The following is a 22260-nucleotide window of genomic DNA, read 5'->3' as shown; positions in this document are numbered from 1 at the left end:
TTCCGCAGGGCCTTCGGACTCGGCTGACGCCAAGATTTTGGGCGGCGAGGCGTCGTTGCGGCGAGTTGCCGTGCCGTCAGGCAATGCGCTCGCCGAACCGCGCCAGCTGCGCAGCTCACTCGCTGAGACATCGTCACCAGCTCCGGAGCATTGGCCCAGCGTGAAGCAACGGCTCGTGGCCGAAAGCTGCTGCGACCCCGGGCGCACTTGGATCACCCCGGCGGCGCAGCCTGACTGAACGCGAAAACGGTCAGATCCTCACTTGGCCTCCGCATATGTGTCTACCGGCTTCGCGTGCATCGGAAACCGCACCGGACACGCCTCTCCGAAAACCAGCCGGGCGGATTCCTGAATCGACGCTTCCACAATGGCCGCCACCTCGTCCGCCAGTTCCGCGGGCGCATGCACGATCACCTCGTCGTGCAGGAAGAACACCAGATGCGCCGGATCGGGCAGCCGGCGGCGGAGGGTGGCCAGCAGCACCGCGGTCAGGTCGGCCGCGCTGGCCTGCACTACGAAGTTCCGCGTGAACCGGCCCCAGCTGCGGGACGCTCGCCGTGCGCGGGTTTCCGTTGCCTCGTCTTCGGTGAGGCCGCCGGTCAGGGCTCGCCAGGCGGCGGACGGGGCCGGGGAGGTGCGGCCCAGCCGGGACCGGACCCGTTCGCCTCGTTCGCCCGCCGCGGCGGCACGCTCCACATAGGACACCGCGTCCGGGAAACGCTGCCGCAGCAACGCGAGCAGGGGTCCGGCCTCGCCGGAGGTGCCGCCGTACATCGCGGACAGCATGGCGATCTTCGCGCGGGAACGGTCGTCTCGCGTGTCCCCGGGGCGGAGCGGGACGTAGCGGGTGCCGGAGAACAGGGCTTCCGCCAAGCGTGCGTACAAATCGGTCGCCGCGGCGACTTCGGCCAGGCGGCGATCTCCGGACAGGGCGGTGAGGACGCGTGGCTCCAGCTGCGCGCCGTCGGCGACGACGAGTTTCCAGCCGGGGTCCGCGGCCGCGCACGAGCGGAGCGCGCGCGGGATCTGCAGCGCGCCGCCGCCCCGGGTGGCCCAGCGGCCGGACACCACGCCGCCGACCACGAAGTGCGGGCGGAAGCGGCCATCGGCGACCCATTCGTCCAGCCACGCCCAGCCGTTGGCCGAGTGCAGCCGCGACAGTTCCTTGTACTCCAGCAGCGGCGCGATCGCCGGATGGTCGATGTCCCGCAGCAGGTATTTCCGCGCCGCCGGGATTTCGATGCCCTCCCTGGCCAGCGCGCGGACGACGCTGGCCGACGAATCGGGGTTGACCGGCCGGCCGCCCAGCGCCGCCGAGATTTTCGCGGCGAGCTCGACCAGGGCTTTCGGACGCTGACCGGCGGGTACGCGCGGCCCTAGGCGTTCTTCCAGCAAGTGCAGGTGCCGGTCGGCGCGCCAGGGCAGCCCGGCGGCGGAGATTTCCGCGGCGGCCAGCGCGCTCGCCGACTCCGCCGCGAGCAGCAGCCGCATCCGCGCGGGGGTCTCGGTGGCGGCGACGCGTTTCTCCTGTTCGGCCAGGACCCGCCGGGCAGCGGCCGTGACCGTGACTCCTGGCGGCAGGCCCGGGCCGCGCGGAGAGAACAGCGTGGGCTGCGCTTCCTCGCCGAAGGCCGGGCCGTCGTCGGGCGGTTCCTCCCCGTTCGCCCGCGCCCACGCGGCTCGCAAACTGCGCGATTCGCCCTCCCGGCCCTCGTAGGCGAGCAGCAGCCCTTCGGCGAGCGACAGGTCGTGGCACCGGCCCAGCCGCACCCCGGCCTCGATCAGCGCGGGGTAGACCTCCTCGGCCGAGGGCAGCACCCAGCGCGGGCTCTCGGCCGCTTCCAGCCGCCGCACCTCGGCGGCCCAGTCGGCGCGCGAAAGCCCGCGGAGGGTCCCCGCGGGGCCCTCGATCGCGTAGCCGGAGTCCTCCTCCCGGCCGGTGATCACCTGCACCGTCACATTGTGCGGACCAGCACCGACAATTTCCGCGCACCCGCCGCCCCGGTGGTCCGCGACGGGCCGGAGATCCCCGCGAAAAGCCCTTCCCGGACAGTCCGTGACCGGCACCGGAAATTTCCTCCCCGGCCGGGCACTGGTGCGCGGCCGGGCCTTGCTTTACTGTCGAGTAACTCCCATACCGGCGGTACGGAGTCCGTCGGCGTGGGCGCTCCCGCCGCAGCAATGGAGGTGCCCGGATGAGTGTGGCCGAGCTGGCCGGCCAGGTGGCCGGGAAGCTGACCGAGACCGTGCGCAGCGTCGAGGTGATGCGCCGCGCCGGGCTGGTCCCGTTTCCCCGGCTCGACGAGGGCTTGCGGTCCCTCGTCGCGATCCGCAAGTACGGCCCGTTCGCCGGCGCGAACCACATCGCGGCCCGGCGCGACGCGGCGGGCGTCGGGATCGTCGACGACCTCGGCCCGCTCACCTACAAGCAGCTCGACGACCAGTCCAACGCGCTCGCCCGGGCCTGGTCGCAGCGCGGCCTCGGCCCCGGTTCGGTGATCGCCGCGCTGTGCCGCGACCACCGCGGGCTCGTGCTCACGATGGCCGCCTCGGGCAAGCTCGGCGCGCGGCTGCTGCTGATGAACACCGGTTTCGCCAAACCGCAGTTCGCCGACGTCGCCCAGCGCGAGGGCGTCACCGCGCTCGTCTACGACCAGGAGTTCACCGGCCTGCTCGACGCGATCGACGAGAGCGTCGACCGCTACCTGGCCTGGGTCGACGAACCGGGCGGGCACGAAATCCCGGTGCTCGCCGAGATCATCGCCAGCACCGACGACCGGCCGCTGCCCGCGCCCGCCAAGCCCGGCGGGTTCGTGCTGCTCACCAGCGGCACCACCGGGACGCCCAAAGGCGCGCCGCGACCGCATACGTCCGCGCTGGCGTCGGCGCAGTTCCTGGACCGGATCCCGCTCCGCTCCGGCGAAGCGACCTTCATCGGCGCGCCCCTGTTCCACGGCACCGGGCTGTCGCAGTTCATCCTCAGCTTCGCGCTCGGCTGCACGGTCGTGATGCGCCGGAAGTTCGACCCCGAGGCCACGCTGAAAGGCGTCGCGACGCATCGGTGCACCGCGCTCGTTCTGGTGCCGACGATGCTGCAGCGAATCGTCGACCTGCCGAAGGAAGTCCGCGACCGCTACGACACCTCGTGCCTGCGGATCATCTTCGTCGCCGGGTCCGCGCTGTCGCCGGATCTCGGCAACCGGGCGAACGAGGAATTCGGCGACGTGGTGCACAACCTGTACGGCTCCACGGAAGTCGCGGTGGCGACGGTCGCGACGCCGGAGGACTGGAAGAAAGCGCCGGGCACGGTCGGCCGCGCGCCGGTCGGCTGTCGCGTCGCGCTGTATGACGAGCACGGAACCAAGATCACCGAGCCGCATGTGACCGGGCGGGTGTTCGTCGGCAGCGGGCTCAGCTTCGGCGGCTACACCGACGGCCGCAACAAGGAGATCATCGACGGCCTGCTCTCCAGCGGCGACGTCGGCCATTTCGACGAGGACGGCCTGCTGTTCATTGACGGCCGCGACGACGAGATGATCGTCTCCGGCGGCGAGAACGTCTTCCCGATCGAGGTGGAAAACCTCTTGGTGGAGCGGGAAGACGTGCTCGAGGCGGCGGTGATCGGGGTCGAGGACCCGGACTTCGGCGAGCGGCTCAAGGCGTTCGTGGTGCGCACCGAGGGCTCGACGCTGGACGAAGACGGCGTGCGCGAGTACGTGAAGGCGAATCTGGCGCGCTACAAGGTGCCGCGGGATGTGGAGTTCCTGGACGAGCTGCCGCGCAACGCGACGGGAAAGGTGTTGCGGACCAAGCTGAGCTGAGCACGGTCACGGGAAAAAGCCTCGCAGGTAAGGATCCGCGAGGACGCGGATTTCGCCGGGCGTCCCGGCGGCGCCAGCATCGGCGTAAGCGCGCAGGGCGGACCACACCTCGTGGGCGGTGCCGCGGTCGAGGGAGGCGCTGGGTTCGTCCACCACGAGCGTCTCCACGGGACAGACCGCTGCCTTGCAGGCGTCGTCGACGCTCCGACCGCGGAATAGCCTCTGCCGCTCGCCCAGATGCTCGCCTACGGTGCGCTCCGCGGCGAACGCCGTGACCCCGGACTGCGGCACCAGGCCGACGGTGCCGTTGATTCGCACGTCCCCGAGCTGCGTGCGGTCGCGGGAAGCGAACTCGCCAACGCCGCCGCGACCCGTCCCGCTGGCACCGTGAGACTCACCGAGTCCAGAACCGTCTCGCGCCAGCGTCCCGTGTCGACCAGAACGGTCAGCTCGCGCAGTTCGGCCGCCGGGTTCACGAACTCCAGCCGATGCCGAAGATCCCCGGCCCGAAGTCCAAGGCGATCGCGTGCACGCCGTTGCCGCTGTCGAGCCGCAGGCGGCGGCGGGACGGGGCTTCGTCGGTGGCGTTCGCGTACTGCCAGCAGCGGGCGGGCACCGCGGCCGGGTCGAAGCGGACCTCCAGCAGGTACTCGCGGACCGGGCGGCGGAATTCCCGGTAGTGCGTGGACCGGCAGTGCGGATACGGCGGCCCGGAGTTGCGCAGGGTGTACTCGATGAGGTGCGTTTCGCCGCGTTCCAGTGCGCGGTCGAAGAGCAGTTCGGCCACCAGGATGCCGTGGTCGTCGTCCACTTCGGCGCGTCCGACGCGGCAGTTGCGCACCGGCTGCAACTCCGGCACCGCGGTCGCGTCGCCCTGGGCGTACACCAGCAGCCAGCGGTCCTGACCGTCCGCACTGGACTGGAACACCGCGCGCGAGGTCACCGAGAGCTGCCCGCCGTCGGCCGCGATGTCGCAGCGGTCGTGCAGGCCGACGAGTTTCAGCTGGTGCTGCTGGTCCAGCGCGTCGGGCGCGCCGACGCGGTCCAGCAGCGGCTGCAGGATCTCGCGGGTGAAGGTGACCGGTTCCTCGCCCGCCCGGTCGCGCCTGCTCGCGCCGCGCGGACGGGGCGGCGGCAGCAGGCCGAGCAGCGCGCCGTCGGGCACGCCGAGGATTTCCTCCAGCATCCGCACCGCCGACAGCGACCCGGCCCGTTCCGGCTGGCGTTTGCCCGATTGCCAATAGCTGAGCGCGGTGACGCTGACCGCGGCGCCGCGGGCGCGCAGCCGCGCCTGGATCCGGTCCAGGGAAAGCCCGCTCGCCCCGATCGCGGCGCGCAGCGCGCTCGCGAACGCGGTCCGGGCACCTCCGTCGGTGTCCGGACCGGCGTGGTCCGCATGCCGCTGCGTCATGTGCCGCCGACCGCCCCCATAGGTAACCGACTGTGCCGAGCCCGACACAGGCACGGTAGCAGCCGCCGGACCAGGCGCACCGCCTCGGGACTCGGACGAACGGGCTAGTACTGGCAACTGGCAACCATTGCCGTGACCTGCGCGGTCGCGCTTCCATGGCCAGGACGGAACGCGCCGCCCCCGGCGCGTCCGGAGCCTCGGCCCCGGCAGCGCGGACCGCGCCCCGCGCCCGGCCGGCGGCCGCGCCCGGAACCGGTGGCCCGGCATGCCCCCAGAGGCCGGGCCACCGGTCATCCGTGCCGGATCCGCATGTCTAGCCGCCGCACCAGCTGGCTCGCTCGCACCGACGAGTGCACCGCGCTGTCTCGGCGGGTGCCGCGAACGCCGTCCCGCCGAAAATGCGTTCCCGGCGACCGGGAGAACACGCCTTCGACGCGGTCACACGGGACCGCCAGGACGGTTACCAGCGGGTAGGCTCCGGGCATGGTCTTGCGGCAGAACATCCTGATCACCGGAGCCAGCTCCGGGCTCGGCGAGGGAATGGCCCGGCAGTTCGCCGCCCGCGGCCGCAATCTCGCGCTGTGCGCCCGGCGCACCGAACGGCTCGACGACCTGGCCGCGCAGCTGCGCACCGCGTACCCGGGGATCACCGTCGCCACGCGCGCGCTCGACGTCACCGACCACGATCGCGTCTTCGCGGTGTTCGAGGAATTCCGGACTGAGCTCGGCAGGCTCGACCGCGTGATCGTCAACGCCGGGCTCGGCAAGGGACAGCCGGTCGGCACGGGCCGGTTCGACGCCAACCGGCAGACCCTCGAAACCAACCTCGTCGGCGCGGTCGCGCAGATCGAGGCGGCGGCGGGCATCTTCCGCGAGCAGCGCGACGGGCACCTCGCGGTGATCTCGTCGTTCATGGCGCTGCGCGGTTTTCCCCGCAACCTCACCGCGTACTCCGCGTCGAAGGCGGGGATCTCCGCGTTCACCGACGGTGCGCGGCTGGAGCTGAGCAGCCACGGCATCACGGTCACCGACGTCCGGCCCGGCTACATCAGCTCCGAGATGACCGCGCGTTCGACGAAACGCAATCCGCTGATGGTGTCGGCCGAAGCCGGTGCGCACGCGCTGGTCAAAGCGATCGAAGCGGAACCGAAGCGGGCGTACGTGCCTTCGTGGCCCTGGGTGCCGCTGAGTCTCGCGGTACGCTTGGCTCCGGGCCGGTTGCTGCGGAAGTTTCCCTGACGGGACGGCGTAAATGGGTGCGATCTACCTCATCCGGCACGGCCAGGCGTCCTTCGGCGCGGCGGATTACGACGCGTTGTCGCCTCTGGGTTTCGAACAGTCCACAGTGGTCGGTGCGGAGCTGAAACGACGCGGGGTCGAGTTCGCTCAGGTGCGCTCGGGAACCCTGGCCCGCCAGCGGGACACCGCGGCGACGGCGTTGAAAGCGCTCGGCTGCGACGTGCCGGTGATCGAGGACGAACGCTGGAACGAATACGACCACGTCGACATCGCGCGGCACCACGCGGGCGGTGCGCCGCAACAGGATTCGCGCGAGTACCAGCGGTTGCTGGACGCCGCGCTGACCGCGTGGGTCGACTCCGGCGACAGCGGTCCGTGCGCGGAAAGCTGGCCCGCTTTCCTCGGCCGCTGCACGGAGGCGCTGGCGGAACTGGCCGGCTCGCTGGGCAAGGGCGAAAACGGCCTCGTCTTCACCTCCGGCGGCGTGCTGGGCGCGGTCGCCGGGTCGTTGCTGGGCACGCCCGGGCCCGGGCTGCTGAAGCTGAACCGCGTCACCGTGAACACCGGCATCACGAAGCTGACGTCCGGCCGCGGCGGCGTGACTTTGCTGTCCTTCAACGAGCATCCGCATCTCGAAGGCGAGAACGCGCGGCTGCTCAGCTACCGGTAGGAGACTGGCGTGCGGTTCGGTGAGGTCACGATCGTCCCGGTGAACGGGCACGGTCCGGAAGACGTGGTCGTGGACGCCGAGGGCCGGGTCTACACCGGCGTCGACGACGGGCGGATCCTGCGCGTTTCCCCGGACGGACGGCGGATCGACCTGATCGGCGACACCGGCGGCCGCCCGCTCGGGCTGGAGCTGTACGGCGACGGCGAACTGCTCATCTGCGACGCCCGCGCAGGCTTGCTGACCATGCCGTTGAGCGGCGGCGAGACGACGACCCTCGCGACGTCCGGAGCCGGGCTGGATTTCGTGTTCTGCAACAACGCCGCGGTCGCCGCCGACGGGACGGTGTACTTCACGGATTCCTCGCGCCGCTTCGGCATCGACAACTGGCGCGACGACCTCATCGAGCAGACCGCGGGCGGACGGCTGCTGCGCCGCACCCCGGACGGCGCGATCGACCTGCTCGCCGACGGTCTCCAGTTCGCCAACGGCGTGGCGCTGCCGCCGGACGAGTCCTTCGTGGCGGTCGCCGAAACCGGCGCGTGCCGGGTCAGCCGGGTCTGGCTGACCGGTCCGCGCGCGGGCGATCGCGACGTCCTGATCGACGACCTGCCGGGCTTCCCGGACAACATCGCGACCGGTTCGGACGGGTTGATCTGGATCACCGAGGCCAGTCCGCGGCTGCGCGCCCTCGATGTCGTGCGCCGCCTTCCCACGCCGGTGCGGACCGCGGTGCGCGCGTTGCCGGATTCCCTGCAGCCCGCCCCGAAACGCCGGGTGGGCGCGCTCGCGGTCACGCCGGAGGGCGCGGTGGTGCGGGAACTGCGCGGCGAGATCCCGGGATTCCACCTGCTGGTGGGCATCCGCGAATACCACGGCCGCCTGTGGTTCGGCTCGCTGGAAGAGAACGCGATCGCCTACACCGATCTTTGATCGTCTTCTTGACTCTCACACCGTGTCAGCCGGTCAACCCGAAGACACCATGTTCACTATCGGAGACTTCGCCCGGCACGGCCGCGTCTCGGTCCGCATGCTGCGGCACTACGACGCGACCGGGCTGCTGCGCCCGGCCCGCGTCGACCCCGTCACCGGGTACCGCTACTACGCCGCCGCTCAGCTGGCCCGCCTCAACCGCGTCATCGCGCTCAAGGATCTCGGCTTCACTCTCCAGCAGGTCCAGGAGATCCTCGACGAGAAGGTCACCGTCGAGCAGCTGAGCGCCATGCTGCGATTGCGGCGGGCCGATCTGGAGGCGGCGATGGCAGCCGCGGCGGCCAGGCTGGTCCGGGTCGAGGCGAGGCTCCGAGCGATCGAAAGCGAGGGGCAGATGCCCGAGAACGACGTCGTCCTCAAGAACGTCCCCGGCGTGCGGGTGGCGGAGCTGACCGCGGTCGCCGCCAGTTTCGAGCCCGAGGACATCGGACCCGTCATCGGACCGCTCTACGAGGAGCTTTTCCGGCGGCTGGCGGCGGCGGGAATCGCGTGCACCGGATCCGGAGTGGCCTCTTACGAGGACGCCCCGCAGGCCGACGGCAAGGTCGTCGTCCACGCAGCCGTCGAGGTTTCCGCCCCGCTGCGGGACGGCGACGTCCGGGTCCTCGACCTGCCGCCCCTCGAGCAGGCAGCGACCATCGTGCACCGCGGTTCCATGGAGACCATCGATCCAGCGGCCCAGGCCCTGGCCCGCTGGATCGACGCCAACGGCTACCAGTCGACCGGCTACCCCCGCGAGGTCAACCTGGAGTGCCCGGAAAACCGCGACGACTGGGTGACGGAACTCCAGGCCGCGGTGACCCGGGCCTGATCAGCGACCAGTCCACTGTGGACTGCGACCGGCGGCCCAGGCGGCGTAGAACTCCTTGTGGTCCTTGGCGGTCATCAGCAACGCCTGCGTGATGGCTTCCAGTTCGATCGAGCTGCCGAGGTCGCTGTCGAGTTCGCGGGTGAGCAGCACCTTCGTGGTGGAGTACGCCAGCGCCGGGCCGTCCGCGAGCCGTCGCGCCAGTGCGGCGGCCTCGGCGGCGAGTTCGGCGTCCGGCACCACCCGGTTCGCCAGCCCGATCGCTTCGGCGCGCTCGGCGGGGAGTTTGTCGCCCAGCATCAGCAGTTCCGTCGCGCGGCCGAGGCCGACCAGGCGCGGCAGCAGGTACGCCGAACCCATGTCCGCGCCCGCCAAACCGACCTTGGTGAACAGGAACGCGAACTTCGCCGATTCGGCCAGGAGCCGGAAATCGCTTGCCAGCGCTAGAACGGAACCGGCGCCCGCCGCGACGCCGTTGATCGCCGCGATGATCGGGATCGGCGTTTCGCGCATGGCTTTCACCACCGCACCGGTCATCCGGGTGAATTCGAGCAGTTCCGCGGTGTCCATTTTCTGCAGCTCGCCGATGATTTCCTCGACGTCGCCGCCGGAGCAGAACCCGCGGCCCTTCCCGGTGAGCACGAGCACCCGCACGTCGCCGCGATGCGGCAGTTCGGCGACGAGGTCGCGCAGGTCGGCGTAGACGTCGAAGGTGAGCGCGTTGAGCTTGTCCGGCCGGTCGAAGGTCACCGTCGCGACCCCGTCGTCCACGGTGAACTCGAAGTGCTCCCACGAGTCCGTGAGCGGGGCACTGGCGCGGAACGGGCTCATTTCTGGATTCCTCCACCGTCGAGTACGAGGGTCTGTCCGTTGATCGCGGCCGCCTCCGGAGCGGCGAAAAACTCCACGGCGTAAGCGATTTCGCCGGGTTCGAGCAGCCTGCCGAGCGGAGAGGCGGCGGCGAGCGCGGCTTCCGCTCCGGCTTCGTCGCGGCCGGTCCGTTCGCGGATCCGGGCGACCGAAGTCGCGGTCATGTCGGTGCGCACGAACGACGGGCACACCGCGTTCGACGTGACGCCCGTGCCCGCCACTTCCGCCGCCACGGCGCGCATCAAGCCGACGGCCGCGTGCTTCGACGCGGTATATCCCGAGGTGTAACGCGCACCGGCCAGGCCCGCGGTCGACGCGACCGTGACGATCCGGCCGAAGTCGCGTTCCCGCATCCCCGGCAGCACCTCGCGGGTGCACAGGAACGCGCCGGTCGCGTTCACCTCGAACTGGCCGCGCCAGTCGTCGAGAGCGGTTTTGGCCAGCGGTGCGCTTGACGAAACCCCAGCGTTGTTGACCAGCACGTCGACTCGTCCGAGCTGGGCGAAGTACGCGCGGACGGCGGCCTCGTCGGTCACGTCGCATTCGGCGCTGCCGGGGGAGTGCACCGTCGCTCCGGCACGACGGAACCGCTCGGCGACGGCCGCGCCGATGCCGCGGGTGCCGCCGGTGACCACGACGACCCGGTCGGAGAAACTGCTCACTCCCAAAAGCTACACCGCAGCGGGCTGAGGTGTATAGAGTTGCCCCGTGCCCGACACCGAACCCGCCCGCACGCCCCAGGAGCTCGTGATGACGCTGCTGGGCAGCTACGTGCGCCCGCGCGAGAGCAGGCGCGTGTGGTCCGGCGGGCTCGTCGCACTGCTGCACGAGCTGGGGTTCTCCGACGGCGCGGCCCGGATCGCGCTGACCCGGCTGGTGCGCCGCGGCCTGCTGTCCCGCCACCGCGAGGGCAGGCTGGTGCACTATTCGCTGACCCCGCGCACGGTCGCCCTGCTCGACGACGGCGACCGGCGGATCTTCGGCCTCGGCCGGCGCGAGGAACCGGCCGGGACCTGGACCGTGCTGTGGCAGAACATCCCGGAAACCCGGCGCACGTCCCGCGAACGGCTGGTGCGGCGGCTGCGGTTCCTCGGGTTCGGCCCCGTTCAGGACGGCACCTGGCTCGCCCCGCACGACCGTGAGGCCGAGGTGCTCGCGCTGCTCACCGAACTCGAAGTCGCCGAACACGCCGGGCTGATGCTCGGCACCCCGTCCGCCGCACTGGACGTGCGCCGGCTCGCCGGACGGGCCTGGGACCTCGACGGACTGTCCGCCCGGTACGCCGCGTTCGTCGCCGAATTCGGCGAATGCTCGCGCGACCTCAGCGACGCGCGAGCATTCGCCGTGCGGACCAGACTGGTGCACACCTACCGCGAATTCCCCTCGCTGGACCCGGAGTTACCGTCTGAGCTGATCCCCGCGCCCGAGACCCGGGCGGCGGCGGTCGAGTTGTTCCACGACCTGTACTCGGCGCTCGCGCCACCCGCCCAGCGCCACTTCGACCGCACCCTGTCCACGAGATGAGGAACCCGATGACCGGACCCGACGACACCCAAGCCGCGCTCAGCTACACGTCCTATCTGGCGCTCGACGAGGTGCTGGCCGCGCAGCGCCCGCGCTCGGACGAACACGACGAACTGCTGTTCATCGTGATTCACCAGGTCTACGAGCTGTGGTTCAAGCAAATCCTGCACGAGGCCGCGTTCCTGCAGGAGAACCTCGAAGCGGGCAACACCGCGCATTCGATCCGCACGCTGCGCCGCATCCTGACCGTGCTGAAAGTGGTGGTCGCGCAGATCGACGTGCTGGAGACGATGACCCCCAGCCAGTTCACCAGCTTCCGCGCCCGCCTCGACGCTTCGAGCGGCTTCCAGTCCGGTCAGTTCCGCGAGCTGGAGGCGGTGCTCGGCCGCCGCGACGAGCGCGTGTTCGCGCACTACCCGGACGGCGGCGAGCAGCGCACCCGGATCGCCGACGCGATGCGCCGCCCGTCGGTGTTCGACTCGTTCCTGACCTACCTGTCCGGAAAGGGCTACCCGGTCGCCACGGACCGCGACGTGACCCGTCCGGTGGAGCCGTCGCCGGAACTGCAGGAAGTGCTGCTGAAGGTCTACCACGACGACGGCGGCCCGTCGGTGCTCGCCGAGGCGCTGGTCGACCTCGACGAGGGCCTGCAGGAATGGCGCTACCGGCACGTGAAGATGGTCGAACGCACGATCGGCGACAAGACCGGCACCGGCGGCTCGTCCGGCGCGACATACTTGCGCACCACGCTGTTCAACCCGATGTTCCCGGACCTGTGGGCCGTGCGGAGCCGGTTGTGACCACAGTGGAATCCTTGCGCGCCAAGAAAAACGCACTCGCCCCGCACTACTCGCGGTTCCGGGTCGCCGAGCGGCTGCTGCTGTCCTCGCATTCGCATCAGGCCTGGCCGGACGTCGCGGAAGAGGGGTTGCGCGAAGCGTTCGCCGACGCGGCGGAGGAAGTGGACGAGAAGTGGGGCCGGGCGTTCGCGAAGGCCGAAGAGCTGCGCGCCGGGTTCCGGCAGTGGTTGTCCGATCCGCACGGCGACTACGCGCTCGGTCACAACACGCATGAACTCGTGCTGCGGTTCCTGTCCGCGATCGACCTGCGGAAGCGGCCGCGATTGGTGACCACGGACGGGGAATTCCACACTCTGCGCCGTCAGCTCGCCCGGTTGGCCGAGGAAGGCGTCGAGGTCGTCCGCGTGCCCGCCGCCCCGGTCGCGACGCTGGCCGAACGGCTCGCCGGCCAGGTCGACGGCCGCACCGCCGCGGTGCTCACGTCGGCGGTGCTGTTCGAGACGTCGTGGATCGTGCCGGGCCTCGCGCATCTGGCTGATACGTGCCGAAGCCGCTCGGTCGAGCTGGTCGTCGACGCCTACCACGCGGTCGGCGCGGTGCCGTTCCCGTTGCACGACCTCGGCCTCACCAACGCGTGGGTGCTCGGCGGCGGATACAAATACCTGCAGCTCGGCGAGGGCAACTGCTTCCTGCGGCTGCCCGCGCACGCGCAAGAGCTGCGCCCGGTGATCACCGGTTGGTTCGCGGAATTCGGCGCGCTCGCCGACGAACGCCGCCCGGACGAAGTCGCGTACGCGGCCGGCGGCGACCGGTTCGCCGGAGCCACCTACGACCCGTCGAGCCACTACCGAGGCGCGCGCGTGCAGCGGTTCTTCGCCGAGCAAGGACTCACCGCCGAGTTCCTGCGCGAAGTGTCGCAGCACCAGGTCGGCCTGCTCACCCGCTGCTTCGACGAGCTCGGCCTGCCAGACGACGTCGTCACCCGGGACCGGGAGACCCCGCTGGAGGGCATCGGCGGCTTCCTCTCGCTGCGCAGCCCGGTCGCCGGGCGACTGTGCGAAAGCCTCGCCGCGCGCGGCGTGCGGACCGACAGCCGGGGCCATTACCTCCGGTTCGGTCCCGCGCCGTACCTCTCCGATGAACAGCTCGAGACCGCGATTTTCACCCTTCGGGAAGCTGCCGCGGATCTGGGGTGAACCTGCCGGGAGGCGGGTGGTGGCCGGAAGAACGGCGAAGTAGGTTGACGGTGTGCACTGTGGAACGGGCAACCCCCGTTTCCCCGGTGCGCACCGTTCACACATTTGCGCGGCCACGAGCCGCGTGGGAGACAAAGGAGTCACCACCGTGACCGAAGGCGTGTTCGGCCGGCACAGCGGCCATGAACAAGTCGTGTTCTGCCACGACGAGGCCAGCGGGCTGAAAGCCATCATCGGCATCTACTCCACCGCTCTGGGCCCGGCCCTGGGCGGCACCCGGTTCTACCCCTACGCCACCGAAGACGCCGCACTGGACGACGTTCTCGCGCTCTCCAAGGGCATGGCGTACAAGAACGCTCTCGCCGGACTCGACCTCGGCGGCGGCAAAGCCGTCATCCTCGGCGACCCGAACACGCTGAAATCCGAAGCGCTGCTGCGCGCGTACGGCCGCTTCGTGGAGTCTCTCGGCGGCCGCTACATCACCGCCTGCGACATGGGCACCTACGTGCGCGACATGGACATCGTCGCCCGCGAGACCCGGCACGTCACCGGACGCTCCCCAGAGGACGGCGGGGCCGGCGACTCCTCGGTGCTCACCGCTTTCGGCGTGTACCAGGGCATGCGCGCTTCCGCGGACCAGGTGTGGGGCGTCCCGGAACTGACCGGCCGCCGCGTCGGCGTGGCCGGGGTCGGCAAGGTCGGGCACATTCTCGTCGGCCACCTTGTCGAGGCCGGCGCGCACGTAGTGATCACCGATGTCGCCCCCAGCGCCGTGAACCGCACCCGCGCGGCGTACCCCGGCGTCGAGGTGGTGTCCGATGTGGACACCATGATCGAAACCGAACTGGACGTCTTCGCCCCGTGCGCGATGGGCGGCGTGCTCACCGACGAAACTGTTGCCGCCCTGCGCGCCCAGATCGTCTGCGGCGCGGCGAACAACCAGCTCGCCCACCCCGGCGTCGACAAACTGCTCGACGACCGCGGCATCCTGTTCGCCCCCGACTACCTGGTGAACGCGGGCGGCGTGATCCAGGTGGACGACGAACGGCACGGCTTCGACTTCGCCCGCGCCCAGCGCAAAACCGCGGCGATCTTCGACACCACGAAGGCGGTGTACGACTTGGCGAAGGCCGACGGCGTGCCGCCCGCCGCCGCTGCCGACCGCCTGGCCGAACGCCGGATGGCCGACGTCGGCCGCCTGCGCTCCATCCTCACGGTGTAACTGCCCGGACGTCCGTGAGGGGAACCCTGAGGGAATCAGATTCCCTCAGAGGGTGTTGTGGAACCTGGGCGGTTAGTTGTCGTGGTCTTCTGCTAGGCGGCGGGCTGCTTCGGTTTCGATGGGGCCGCGGGGTTCGATGTGCTCGTCGGCGAGGCGGGCGGCCATCAATCGGATCATCGCGAACTGGATCATCGCTTCGGCGTGGGCCGTCTTGCGTTCGTAGTCGCGTGCCAAGCGTCTCCCACCTCGTCAGCCAGCCGAAGGTTCGTTCCACCACCCACCGGCGGGGCAGCACTTGAAAGCCTGCCACATCAGCGTTCCGCGGCACCGCCACGATCTCGATGTCCTCCTTCTCCCGGGCCCAGTCGACGAGGGTGGCGTCCTTGGAGTTGACGTAGCCGCCGTCCACCCACACCAAGTCGAGCAGCGGAAACCGTGCCCGGATCCCGGCCGGAATCCGGCGGGCTCCGGGCCGGTCCTGCACCGACGCCGACGTCACGGCCACGCCCAGGATCAGCCCGAGGGTGTCGACCAGCAGGTGCCGTTTGCGGCCCCGCACGCGTTTGCCCGCGTCGTAGCCGGTCTGTTCCCCGCCCTCGCTGGTTTTTACCGACTGGGAGTCCAGGCTCGCGGCCGTGGGCTGCGGGTTGCGTCCGTCGCGTTCGCGGACTCGGTCGCGCAGCACGTCGTGCACACGAGCCCAAGTGCCGTCGGCGGTCCACGCCGCGAACACCCGATACGCCGTCGTCCACGGCGCGAGATCACGCGGCGCCAGCCGCCACGCGCACCCGCTGACCAGCACATAACTGATCGTGTCGATGACCAGCCGGCGGGAGTGGACCGGCGGTCGGCCGCCCAGACCCGGATGGGTTCTCGGCAGCAGCGGCTCGACCACCGCCCACTGCGCATCGGTCAACGACGAGTCATAACCCGGCTTGCACACACAGACGCACACCCGACTCGATGATCACCACGCCGGACCGGCTACCACAGCCGACACACCGAGCCGATCACCAGGTTCCACAACACCCTCTCAGGGTTCCCCTCACGAACCTCAAGTACCGACAGCCGCCGTTTCCTGCCACCAGCCAAGGACCTCGTCGGCGACGCCGGGCGCGGCCACCAGCAGGCCGTCCGTAGGCAGCGCCGCGTCCTCGCCGTGCTTGTCCAGCACGACCGCGCCAGCCTCGATCGCCATCGCGACTGAGCCCGCGACGTCCCATTCGTGGTAGCTGTGCAGCACCGCGGCAGCCGCGTGTCCGAGCGCGACTTGGGCGATCGACAGCGCGGCCGACCCCAGCACCCGCACCCCGGCGTGCGCGGCCGCCGCTCGTTCGATGAACTCGCCCATGCCCGGCCACGGTCCCTTGCGCGCCAATTCGGTGCACACGATCGCCCCGGCGGTACCCGAGCGGTCCACCAGCTTGAGCGGTTTCCCGTTCGCGCGGGCTCCCCGGCCGCGAGCAGCGGCGTAGATCTGCGCCCGGTACGGGTCCGCGACCACGCCCACCACGGGGCCACTCGCGTCGACCAGGGCGAGGCTGTAAGCGCACCAAGGCACTCCGGCGACGTAGTTCGCGGTGCCGTCCACCGAATCGACCACCCAGCGGTACTCCGCGACATCCGCGCCGTGGTCGGCACCGAATTCGTGGCCTACCACCGGGATTCCGGGGAACTCAGCGGTCAGTACGCGGCGGGTGTGCCGTTCCAGGATCCGATCGGTGTCGGTGACCCAGTCGAACGGCGAATCCAGCGTCGCCGGGTGGGCGCCGCGGCCGGCGGTCGCGGTGATCACGTCGGTGGCGTCGTTCGCCAGCCGCCCCGCGACCTCGAGCGCTCGGGAGAGCAGCCCGGGTTCCACGGGCCGCGACGGCCTGGAGGACAAGAGGGTCATGCCTGCTTAGTCTGGGCGTTCCTGGTGTCCGGGACACGACCGGAAGATGACATGTCGTGGCGAATTATTCGACGGTCGGTGCTCGCGCGCGGACGCTGCGGAGTGTTTCGCCACCGTTGGCCGGTCGGTTACGCGGGATTGGCCCGCCCTGCCTGCGGTTTTGCGACAGTGACGCCGTGCGAGTCGCCATAGTCACCGAAAGTTTCCTGCCCCAGGTGAACGGCGTGACGAATTCCGTGCTGCGGGTCGTCGAGCATCTGGTCGAATCCGCGCACGACGTGCTGGTCGTCGCGCCGGGGCCGGGTCCGTCGAGTTATCGCGGCGCTCCGGTCGTCCGCATTCCGGCGCTGGACTTCCCCGGCGTGAACTCGCTGCCGATCGGCCTGCCGACGCGCACCGTGCTGACCGCGCTGGCGGATTTCGGCCCGGACGTCGTGCACCTGGCTTCGCCGTTCGTCGTCGGGGCACGCGGGCTGGCCGCGGCCAGACGGCTGCGAGTGCCGTCGATCGCCGTCTACCAGACCGACATCGCCGGGTTCGCCACGTCGTACGGCTTCGGCATCGGCGCGCGGGCGGCCTGGCGCTGGGTGCGCCGCCTGCACTCGCGGGCCGACCGGACGCTCGCACCGTCTTCGGACTCGATCGAACAGCTGAAACTGCACGGGGTTCCGCGCGTGCACCGCTGGGCCCGCGGCGTGGACATCAGCCGGTTCTCCCCGGCGCACGCGGACCCGGCGCTGCGCGCGGAACTCGCGCCGAACGGTGAGTTGCTGGTCGGGTTCGTCGGACGGCTCGCGCCGGAGAAGGAGGTCGACCGGCTGACCGTGCTGGCCGGGATGCCGGGCGTGCGCGTGGTCGTCGTCGGTGATGGGCCGGAGCTTCCCGCGTTGCGGGAACGGTTGCCTGGCGCGGCTTTCCTCGGCGCGAAGTACGGCGAAGAGCTGTCGGTCGCGTACGCGAGCCTCGACGTTTTCGTGCACACCGGACCGCACGAGACGTTCTGTCAAGCGGTGCAGGAGGCGATGGCGTCCGGGCTGCCCGTGCTCGCGCCGGACGCGGGTGGGCCGAAGGACCTTGTGCTACCCGGCCGGACCGGGTATTTGCTGCCCGCTGAGCGGGAGTTGTTCGGCCCGGCGCTGGTTGCCAAGGTCAATGACCTGCGCGACGCGGCGTTGCGGGCCAGGCTGGGCGAGAAGGCGCGGAAAGTGGTCTTGGGCCGGACGTGGCCCGCGGTGTGCCGGGAGCTGGTCGGGCACTACGAAGCGGTGCAGGGCCGAGTCGCGCGTGCGGCTTGAGCCATGCACATCGTCCAGCTGGCGAACTTCTACGGGCCGAGGTCCGGCGGATTGCGGACCGCGCTGAATCACCTCGGCGCGGGGTACGTCGCCAGCGGGCATCGGGTGACGCTGGTCGTGCCGGGGCGACGCTATGCGGTGGAAACACTGCCGACGGGCGTGTGCCGGTATTCCCTGCCTGCCTTGCGGATTCCTGGCACCGGCGGCTATCGCGCCGTCGACCCGCAGCGGGTGCGCTCGGTGCTGCGGCGGCTGGAACCGGATCGGCTGGAGGTGTCCGATCGGCTGACCTTGCGGGGGATGGGCGTCTGGGCACGGCGGCACGGGGTGCCCAGCACGGTGATCTCGCACGAGCGGCTGGATCGGTTGCTGGAACAGTTCTTGCTGCCCGGGGCGATGGCCCGGCACGTCGCGGATGTCGCCAACCGGCGGATGGCGGCGTCGTACGACACGGTGGTGTGCACGACGGCCTTCGCGCACGCGGAGTTCGAGCGGATCGCCGCGCCTAACGTCCGGCGGGTGCCGCTGGGGGTGGATCTGGCGACCTTCGCACCGTCGATGCGGGATTCCGGGTGGCGGTCGGCGCTGGCCGAGGGCGCGGAGGCGTTGATCGTCCATTGTGGTCGGTTGTCGCCGGAGAAACACGTTGAACGGAGCGTGGATACGGTCGCGGAGCTGACCGAATCCGGGGCGCGGGTGCGGCTGGTGATCGCGGGGGACGGGCCGCGGCGGCGGGCGTTGGAGCGGCGGGCTCGCGGGCTGCCGGTGACGTTTCTCGGGTTCCTCTCCGGCCGCGGCGAGGTGGCCCGGTTGCTGGCCAGCGCGGACATCTCGCTGGCTCCGGGGCCGCACGAGACGTTCGGGCTGGCGGCCTTGGAAGCGCTCGCTTCGGGGACGCCGGTGGTGGTTTCGGCGTCGTCGGCACTGCGGGAGATCGTGCGACCTGGCTGCGGGGCGGCGGTGGACGATCACGCGCCCGCGTTCGCCCATGCGGTGACTGGATTGCTGGAGCACCCGGAGGACCTCCGGCGGGCGGCTGCTCGGGCGCGCGCCGAGGAATTCGCCTGGCCGAACTCGGTGCGGGGAATGCTCGCCGCGCTCGGCTGACCCCACTGCGGAAAGTCCGTGAGGGGAACCCTGACGGAATCAGATTCCGTCAGGGTTCCCCGCACGGACAACGAGCGGGTCAGGCGCGGTAGCCGGGGTGAATGCCGGGGGCCAGGTCGTGGGCGGCGGCGACGCGGGCCAGCAGCTCACGCAGCGTCGAACGTTCCTCTGTGGACAGTGCGGACATCAGCTCGTCCTCGTGCTCCGCGGCGGTTTTCGCCAGTTCCGCCATCGTTTCCTGACCTTTGCCGCTGAGGAAAACCGCGTAGAGGCGGCGGTCTCGCGGGTTGCGGCGGCGTTCGATCAGGCCTTGCTGCTCCAGGCCGTCGACCAGCGCGACCAGCCGGGTCGGCGGCGTGCCCAATTCCGCGGCCAGCACCTGCTGGCTTTCGCCCGGCCGCCGCGCGATCGCCCGGAGCAGTCCGGTCTGGGGCGGGGTCAGGCCGAGCTCCGCGACGCGTTCGGCGAAGCGCTGGGTCGCGTGTGCGCCCAGCTGGGCCAGCAGGAAGGCGCTGCCGAACGCCGGGGGTCCTTGCATGCCTTGAACCGTATCGCTTGACAATCGATTACACCACTGTAATCGTTCTAGTAGTGAAACTAATTGACCAGGAGGTTTGTCATGGCGATCGCGACTCGACAGCAGAGCGGCCCGCCGTTGCTGGCTCCGGCGCTGGCGTTCGGGGTGCTGACCGTCGCGTCGGCGGCGCTGGGAGCGGCGGGAACGCGGCCGGATTCCAGCGCGGCTGAGGTCGCGGAGTATCTCGGCGGCCACCAGGGCGTCGTGCGGTTGCTCGCGTTCGCGGTGTTCGGCGCGTCGGTTCCGTTGGCGGTCTGGGCCGCGACGGCTTACCGCAGACAACGGCGGCTCGGGGTCGCGGCTCCAGGCGCGGTGATCGGGCTGACCGGTGGCGTGCTGTCCGCGGCCGCGCTCGCGATGAGCGGGTTGATCACCTGGACCGCCGTGCAGGCCAGCGACACCCCGGCGGTGGCACGGGCGTTGACCAGCCTGGCGTTCGCGTCCGGCGGGCCGGGGTTCGTGGTGCCGCTGGCGTTGCTGATCGCCGGGATCGCGGTGCCCGCGTGGTTCCTGAACCTACTGCCGCGCTGGCTGTCGGCCGCCGGGCTGGCGGTCGCCGCGGCCGCGGTGCTGGCGTCGCTGTCGTTGCTGGCTCCGGCGTTGTATCCGCTGATCCCGGTCGGCCGGTTCGGCGGGCTCGCGTGGCTGATCGCCGCCAGCGTCCTGCTCCCGCGAGACCGCTCGGCACGGACGGACTAATCTCGGACCCATGCCCCGAGCGAGCCTGGACAAGGATCCGCACGAAGTCGCCGCGATGTTCGACGGCGTCGCGTCCGGTTACGACCGGGCGAACTCGTTCATGACGTTCGGGTTCGACCGGCGCTGGCGCACCACCACGGCGCGCGTGCTGGACGCCAAACCGGGCGAGAAGGTGCTCGACCTGGCGGCGGGCACCGGGGTGTCCACCGTCGAGTACGCGCGCGGCGGCGCCTGGTGCCTCGCCGCCGACTTCTCCGTCGGGATGCTCAAGGCGGGGCTGCACCGGAAGGTGCCGATGGTCGCCGCGGACGCGATGAACCTGCCGTTCGCCGACGACAGCTTCGACGCCGTCACCATCTCCCTCGCGCTGCGGAACTTCGTCGACACCAAGGGCGCGCTCGCCGAGATCCTGCGGGTGGTCAAACCGGGCGGCCGGCTGGTGATCTGCGAGGTGTCGACGCCCACCTTCGCCCCGATCCGGTTCATCTACCGGCGGTTCATCCTCAAGCTGCTCACCTGGGTCGGCAGCCGGTCCTCGACCAACCCCGAGGCCTACTCCTACCTGGCCGAATCGATGCTCGCCTGGCCCGATCAGCGCGGGCTCGGCGAGATCATCGCGAGCGCCGGATGGACCGAGGTCGAATGGCTGAACCTCACATTCGGCGTCGTCGCGATCCACCGGGCGCGCAAGCCTGCCTAAACTCGGCGGTATGACGACTTCGCGCCGCCGCAGCCCGGACCACGACGCCGAAGTGATCGTGGTCGGGGCGGGACCTGCTGGTTCGACCGCGGCCACGTATCTCGCCCGGGCGGGCGTGGACGTGCTGCTGCTGGAGAAGACCGAGTTTCCGCGCGAGAAGGTCTGCGGGGACGGGCTCACGCCGCGGGGTGTGAAGCAGTTGATCGATCTTGGGCTGGATACCAGTGAAGAGGCTGGGTGGGTGCGTAGCCGGGGGCTGCGGATCCTTACCGGGGATCTGACGCTGGAATTCGACTGGCCGGATCTCACGGATTACCCGCCGTACGGGGTCTCGCGTACTCGGCAGGACTTCGATGATCTGCTGGCGAAGACCGCGGTGAAGGCTGGGGCGCGGTTGTATGAGCGGACTGCGGTGACTGGGGCGATCACCAACGCGTCTGGGCGGGTGATTGGTGTTGAGGCGAAGGTGGGGCCGGAGAAGACGCCGGTGAGTTATCGGGCGCCGTTGGTGCTGGCTTGCGACGGGGTGTCTGCTCGGCTGGCGTTGAGCGTCGGGATTGAGAAGAACGAGAAGCGGCCGATGGGGGTCGCGGTTCGGCGGTACTACAAGAGTCCTAAGCATGATGACCCGTTTATCGAGGGGCATCTTGAGCTGTGGGACCGGTCTGATCCTCGGGATCCGAAGCTGCTGCCTGGGTATGGGTGGGCGTTTCCGCTTGGGGACGGGACGGTGAACGTCGGGCTGGGGATGTTGTCGACGTCGGCGTCCTTCCGGAATACGGATTACCGGGCGTTGTTGCGGCAGTGGCTGGACGGGACGCCTGAGGAATGGGGTTATCGCGAGGAAAACGCCATTGGCAAGGTCGGTGGGGCTGGGTTGCCGATGGGGTTCAACCGGACTCCGCATTACCGGGACGGGCTGCTGTTGCTCGGGGATGCCGGGGGGATGGTGAGTCCGTTCAACGGGGAGGGGATTTCGGCGGCGATGGAGTCGGCGCAGCTCGCGGCTGAGGCTGTGGTGCAGGCGTTGGCTCGGCCGGAGGGGGCGTCTCGGGAGCGGGCGTTGGAGGGGTATCCGCGGGCTGTCGGTGAGTTGATGGGCGGATATTACCGGCTGGGGAATGTGTTCGCGAAGTTGATCGGGAAGCCGAAGGTTATGCACGCGGCTACTAAGTACGGGTTGCGGGTTAATTCGATTCTTCCGTTGGTGTACAAGGGGCTTTCCGGGTGTTATGACGCTCGTGGGGGCGATGGGGTGGATCGGTTGATTGCGGCTTTGGCTCGGGTTACGCCTCGGCCGCGGTGATCTGGGGGTCTGTCGGCTCGTCGCCTGGCGGCGACATTGCGGGGTGTGGTGCGTGGGGCACCCCGAAGCCCAAGTGTGCTGACGGTTCGGGGGTGCTTGTCAAGGCGGGAAAGATGCCTTGACAAGCACCC

At 70.3% G+C, this 22260-nt stretch carries 22 protein-coding genes; 14 read left to right on the top strand and 8 right to left on the bottom strand.

The features are described 5' to 3' along the window. Positions 1 to 258 precede the first annotated feature (258 nt). Positions 259 to 1953: a bifunctional 3'-5' exonuclease/DNA polymerase gene (locus ACZ63D_RS33875; RefSeq protein WP_465358383.1), complete on the bottom strand. Its 1695-nt coding sequence runs from the start codon at positions 1951 to 1953 to the stop codon at positions 259 to 261. Between the two features lie 242 nt (positions 1954 to 2195). Between ACZ63D_RS33875 and ACZ63D_RS33870 the strand changes: the two genes are divergently transcribed. Then, complete coding sequence (locus ACZ63D_RS33870) at positions 2196 to 3821, top strand: acyl-CoA synthetase (RefSeq protein ID WP_465358382.1); 1626 nt, start codon at positions 2196 to 2198, stop codon at positions 3819 to 3821. A gap of 6 nt (positions 3822 to 3827) precedes the next feature. Here the strand turns inward: ACZ63D_RS33870 and ACZ63D_RS33865 are convergent, their stop codons facing one another. Together ACZ63D_RS33865 and ACZ63D_RS33860 are read right to left on the bottom strand one after the other, a co-directional pair. Then, positions 3828 to 4139 (bottom strand): hypothetical protein, encoded by a 312-nt coding sequence (locus tag ACZ63D_RS33865; RefSeq protein WP_465358381.1) that lies wholly within the window; start codon positions 4137 to 4139, stop codon positions 3828 to 3830. Between the two features lie 154 nt (positions 4140 to 4293). Further along, complete coding sequence (locus ACZ63D_RS33860) at positions 4294 to 5232, bottom strand: hypothetical protein (protein ID WP_465358380.1); 939 nt, start codon at positions 5230 to 5232, stop codon at positions 4294 to 4296. Between the two features lie 483 nt (positions 5233 to 5715). Here ACZ63D_RS33860 and ACZ63D_RS33855 point away from each other — a divergent pair, with 483 nt between their 5' ends. The 4 genes from ACZ63D_RS33855 to ACZ63D_RS33840 are packed head-to-tail and all read left to right on the top strand — an operon-like array spanning position 5716 to position 8942. Then, positions 5716 to 6471: an SDR family oxidoreductase gene (locus ACZ63D_RS33855; RefSeq protein WP_465358379.1), complete on the top strand. Its 756-nt coding sequence runs from the start codon at positions 5716 to 5718 to the stop codon at positions 6469 to 6471. Positions 6472 to 6484: 13 nt separating this feature from the next. Further along, on the top strand, positions 6485 to 7141 hold the full coding sequence (locus ACZ63D_RS33850) for a histidine phosphatase family protein (protein WP_465358378.1): 657 nt from the start codon (positions 6485 to 6487) through the stop codon (positions 7139 to 7141). A 9-nt stretch (positions 7142 to 7150) separates the two neighbouring features. Then, positions 7151 to 8071: an SMP-30/gluconolactonase/LRE family protein gene (locus ACZ63D_RS33845; RefSeq protein ID WP_465358377.1), complete on the top strand. Its 921-nt coding sequence runs from the start codon at positions 7151 to 7153 to the stop codon at positions 8069 to 8071. Positions 8072 to 8120: 49 nt separating this feature from the next. Further along, complete coding sequence (locus ACZ63D_RS33840; RefSeq protein ID WP_465358376.1) at positions 8121 to 8942, top strand: MerR family transcriptional regulator; 822 nt, start codon at positions 8121 to 8123, stop codon at positions 8940 to 8942. On the opposite strand, the gene ACZ63D_RS33835 is transcribed toward ACZ63D_RS33840, so the two are convergent. Next, on the bottom strand, positions 8943 to 9770 hold the full coding sequence (locus tag ACZ63D_RS33835) for an enoyl-CoA hydratase family protein (protein WP_465358375.1): 828 nt from the start codon (positions 9768 to 9770) through the stop codon (positions 8943 to 8945). After that, positions 9767 to 10471, bottom strand: a complete 705-nt coding sequence (locus ACZ63D_RS33830; protein WP_465358374.1) for an SDR family NAD(P)-dependent oxidoreductase — start codon at positions 10469 to 10471, stop codon at positions 9767 to 9769. Before ACZ63D_RS33830 ends, ACZ63D_RS33835 begins: the two co-directional genes overlap by 4 nt. Positions 10472 to 10559: 88 nt before the next feature. Here ACZ63D_RS33830 and ACZ63D_RS33825 point away from each other — a divergent pair, with 88 nt between their 5' ends. The 4 genes from ACZ63D_RS33825 (at position 10560) to ACZ63D_RS33810 (ending at position 14551) form a co-directional block, all read left to right on the top strand. After that, on the top strand, positions 10560 to 11333 hold the full coding sequence (locus ACZ63D_RS33825) for a PaaX family transcriptional regulator (RefSeq protein ID WP_465358484.1): 774 nt from the start codon (positions 10560 to 10562) through the stop codon (positions 11331 to 11333). A gap of 8 nt (positions 11334 to 11341) precedes the next feature. Beyond that, entirely contained in the window at positions 11342 to 12133 is a 792-nt protein-coding gene (locus ACZ63D_RS33820) for a tryptophan 2,3-dioxygenase (RefSeq protein WP_465358373.1), read from the top strand. Next, a complete protein-coding gene (locus ACZ63D_RS33815) occupies positions 12130 to 13329 on the top strand; it encodes a kynureninase (protein ID WP_465358372.1) in 1200 nt (399 codons plus the stop codon). Before ACZ63D_RS33820 ends, ACZ63D_RS33815 begins: the two co-directional genes overlap by 4 nt. Positions 13330 to 13477: 148 nt before the next feature. Next, entirely contained in the window at positions 13478 to 14551 is a 1074-nt protein-coding gene (locus tag ACZ63D_RS33810; RefSeq protein ID WP_465358371.1) for a Glu/Leu/Phe/Val dehydrogenase dimerization domain-containing protein, read from the top strand. Between the two features lie 72 nt (positions 14552 to 14623). Here the strand turns inward: ACZ63D_RS33810 and ACZ63D_RS33805 are convergent. Together ACZ63D_RS33805 and ACZ63D_RS33800 are read right to left on the bottom strand one after the other, a co-directional pair. After that, a protein-coding gene (locus ACZ63D_RS33805; RefSeq protein WP_465358370.1) for an IS5 family transposase occupies positions 14624 to 15506 on the bottom strand; the annotation gives its coding sequence in 2 pieces (ribosomal slippage) (positions 14624 to 14791 and positions 14793 to 15506; 882 coding nt in all). Between the two features lie 99 nt (positions 15507 to 15605). After that, the gene (locus ACZ63D_RS33800) at positions 15606 to 16445 is read right to left on the bottom strand and encodes an inositol monophosphatase family protein (RefSeq protein WP_465358369.1); all 840 of its coding nucleotides are present in this window, start codon (positions 16443 to 16445) and stop codon (positions 15606 to 15608) included. A gap of 224 nt (positions 16446 to 16669) precedes the next feature. On the opposite strand from ACZ63D_RS33800, the gene ACZ63D_RS33795 reads away from it, so the two are divergent. Beyond that, positions 16670 to 17740, top strand: coding sequence for a glycosyltransferase family 4 protein (locus ACZ63D_RS33795; protein ID WP_465358368.1), 1071 nt, complete (start codon positions 16670 to 16672; stop codon positions 17738 to 17740). Between the two features lie 3 nt (positions 17741 to 17743). Then, positions 17744 to 18847 (top strand): glycosyltransferase family 4 protein, encoded by a 1104-nt coding sequence (locus tag ACZ63D_RS33790; RefSeq protein ID WP_465358367.1) that lies wholly within the window; start codon positions 17744 to 17746, stop codon positions 18845 to 18847. 79 nt (positions 18848 to 18926) lie between these two features. Here ACZ63D_RS33790 and ACZ63D_RS33785 read toward each other — a convergent pair whose 3' ends face one another. After that, positions 18927 to 19385, bottom strand: a complete 459-nt coding sequence (locus tag ACZ63D_RS33785) for a MarR family winged helix-turn-helix transcriptional regulator (RefSeq protein ID WP_465358366.1) — start codon at positions 19383 to 19385, stop codon at positions 18927 to 18929. Positions 19386 to 19466: 81 nt separating this feature from the next. Here ACZ63D_RS33785 and ACZ63D_RS33780 point away from each other — a divergent pair, with 81 nt between their 5' ends. From ACZ63D_RS33780 to ACZ63D_RS33770, 3 genes are read left to right on the top strand one after another with little or no spacing between them, the layout of a single operon-like run. Then, positions 19467 to 20123, top strand: a complete 657-nt coding sequence (locus ACZ63D_RS33780; RefSeq protein WP_465358365.1) for a DUF4386 domain-containing protein — start codon at positions 19467 to 19469, stop codon at positions 20121 to 20123. 10 nt (positions 20124 to 20133) lie between these two features. Then, a complete protein-coding gene (locus ACZ63D_RS33775) occupies positions 20134 to 20823 on the top strand; it encodes a demethylmenaquinone methyltransferase (protein WP_465358364.1) in 690 nt (229 codons plus the stop codon). A gap of 10 nt (positions 20824 to 20833) precedes the next feature. Then, positions 20834 to 22129 (top strand): geranylgeranyl reductase family protein, encoded by a 1296-nt coding sequence (locus tag ACZ63D_RS33770; protein WP_465358363.1) that lies wholly within the window; start codon positions 20834 to 20836, stop codon positions 22127 to 22129. The last annotated feature ends 131 nt before the right edge of the window (positions 22130 to 22260 follow it).

This window comes from Amycolatopsis sp. NPDC104775 (assembly GCF_055583325.1).
Note: the sequence above shows the minus strand (reverse complement) of the source record. Positions and strands in the feature narration are given on the sequence as shown.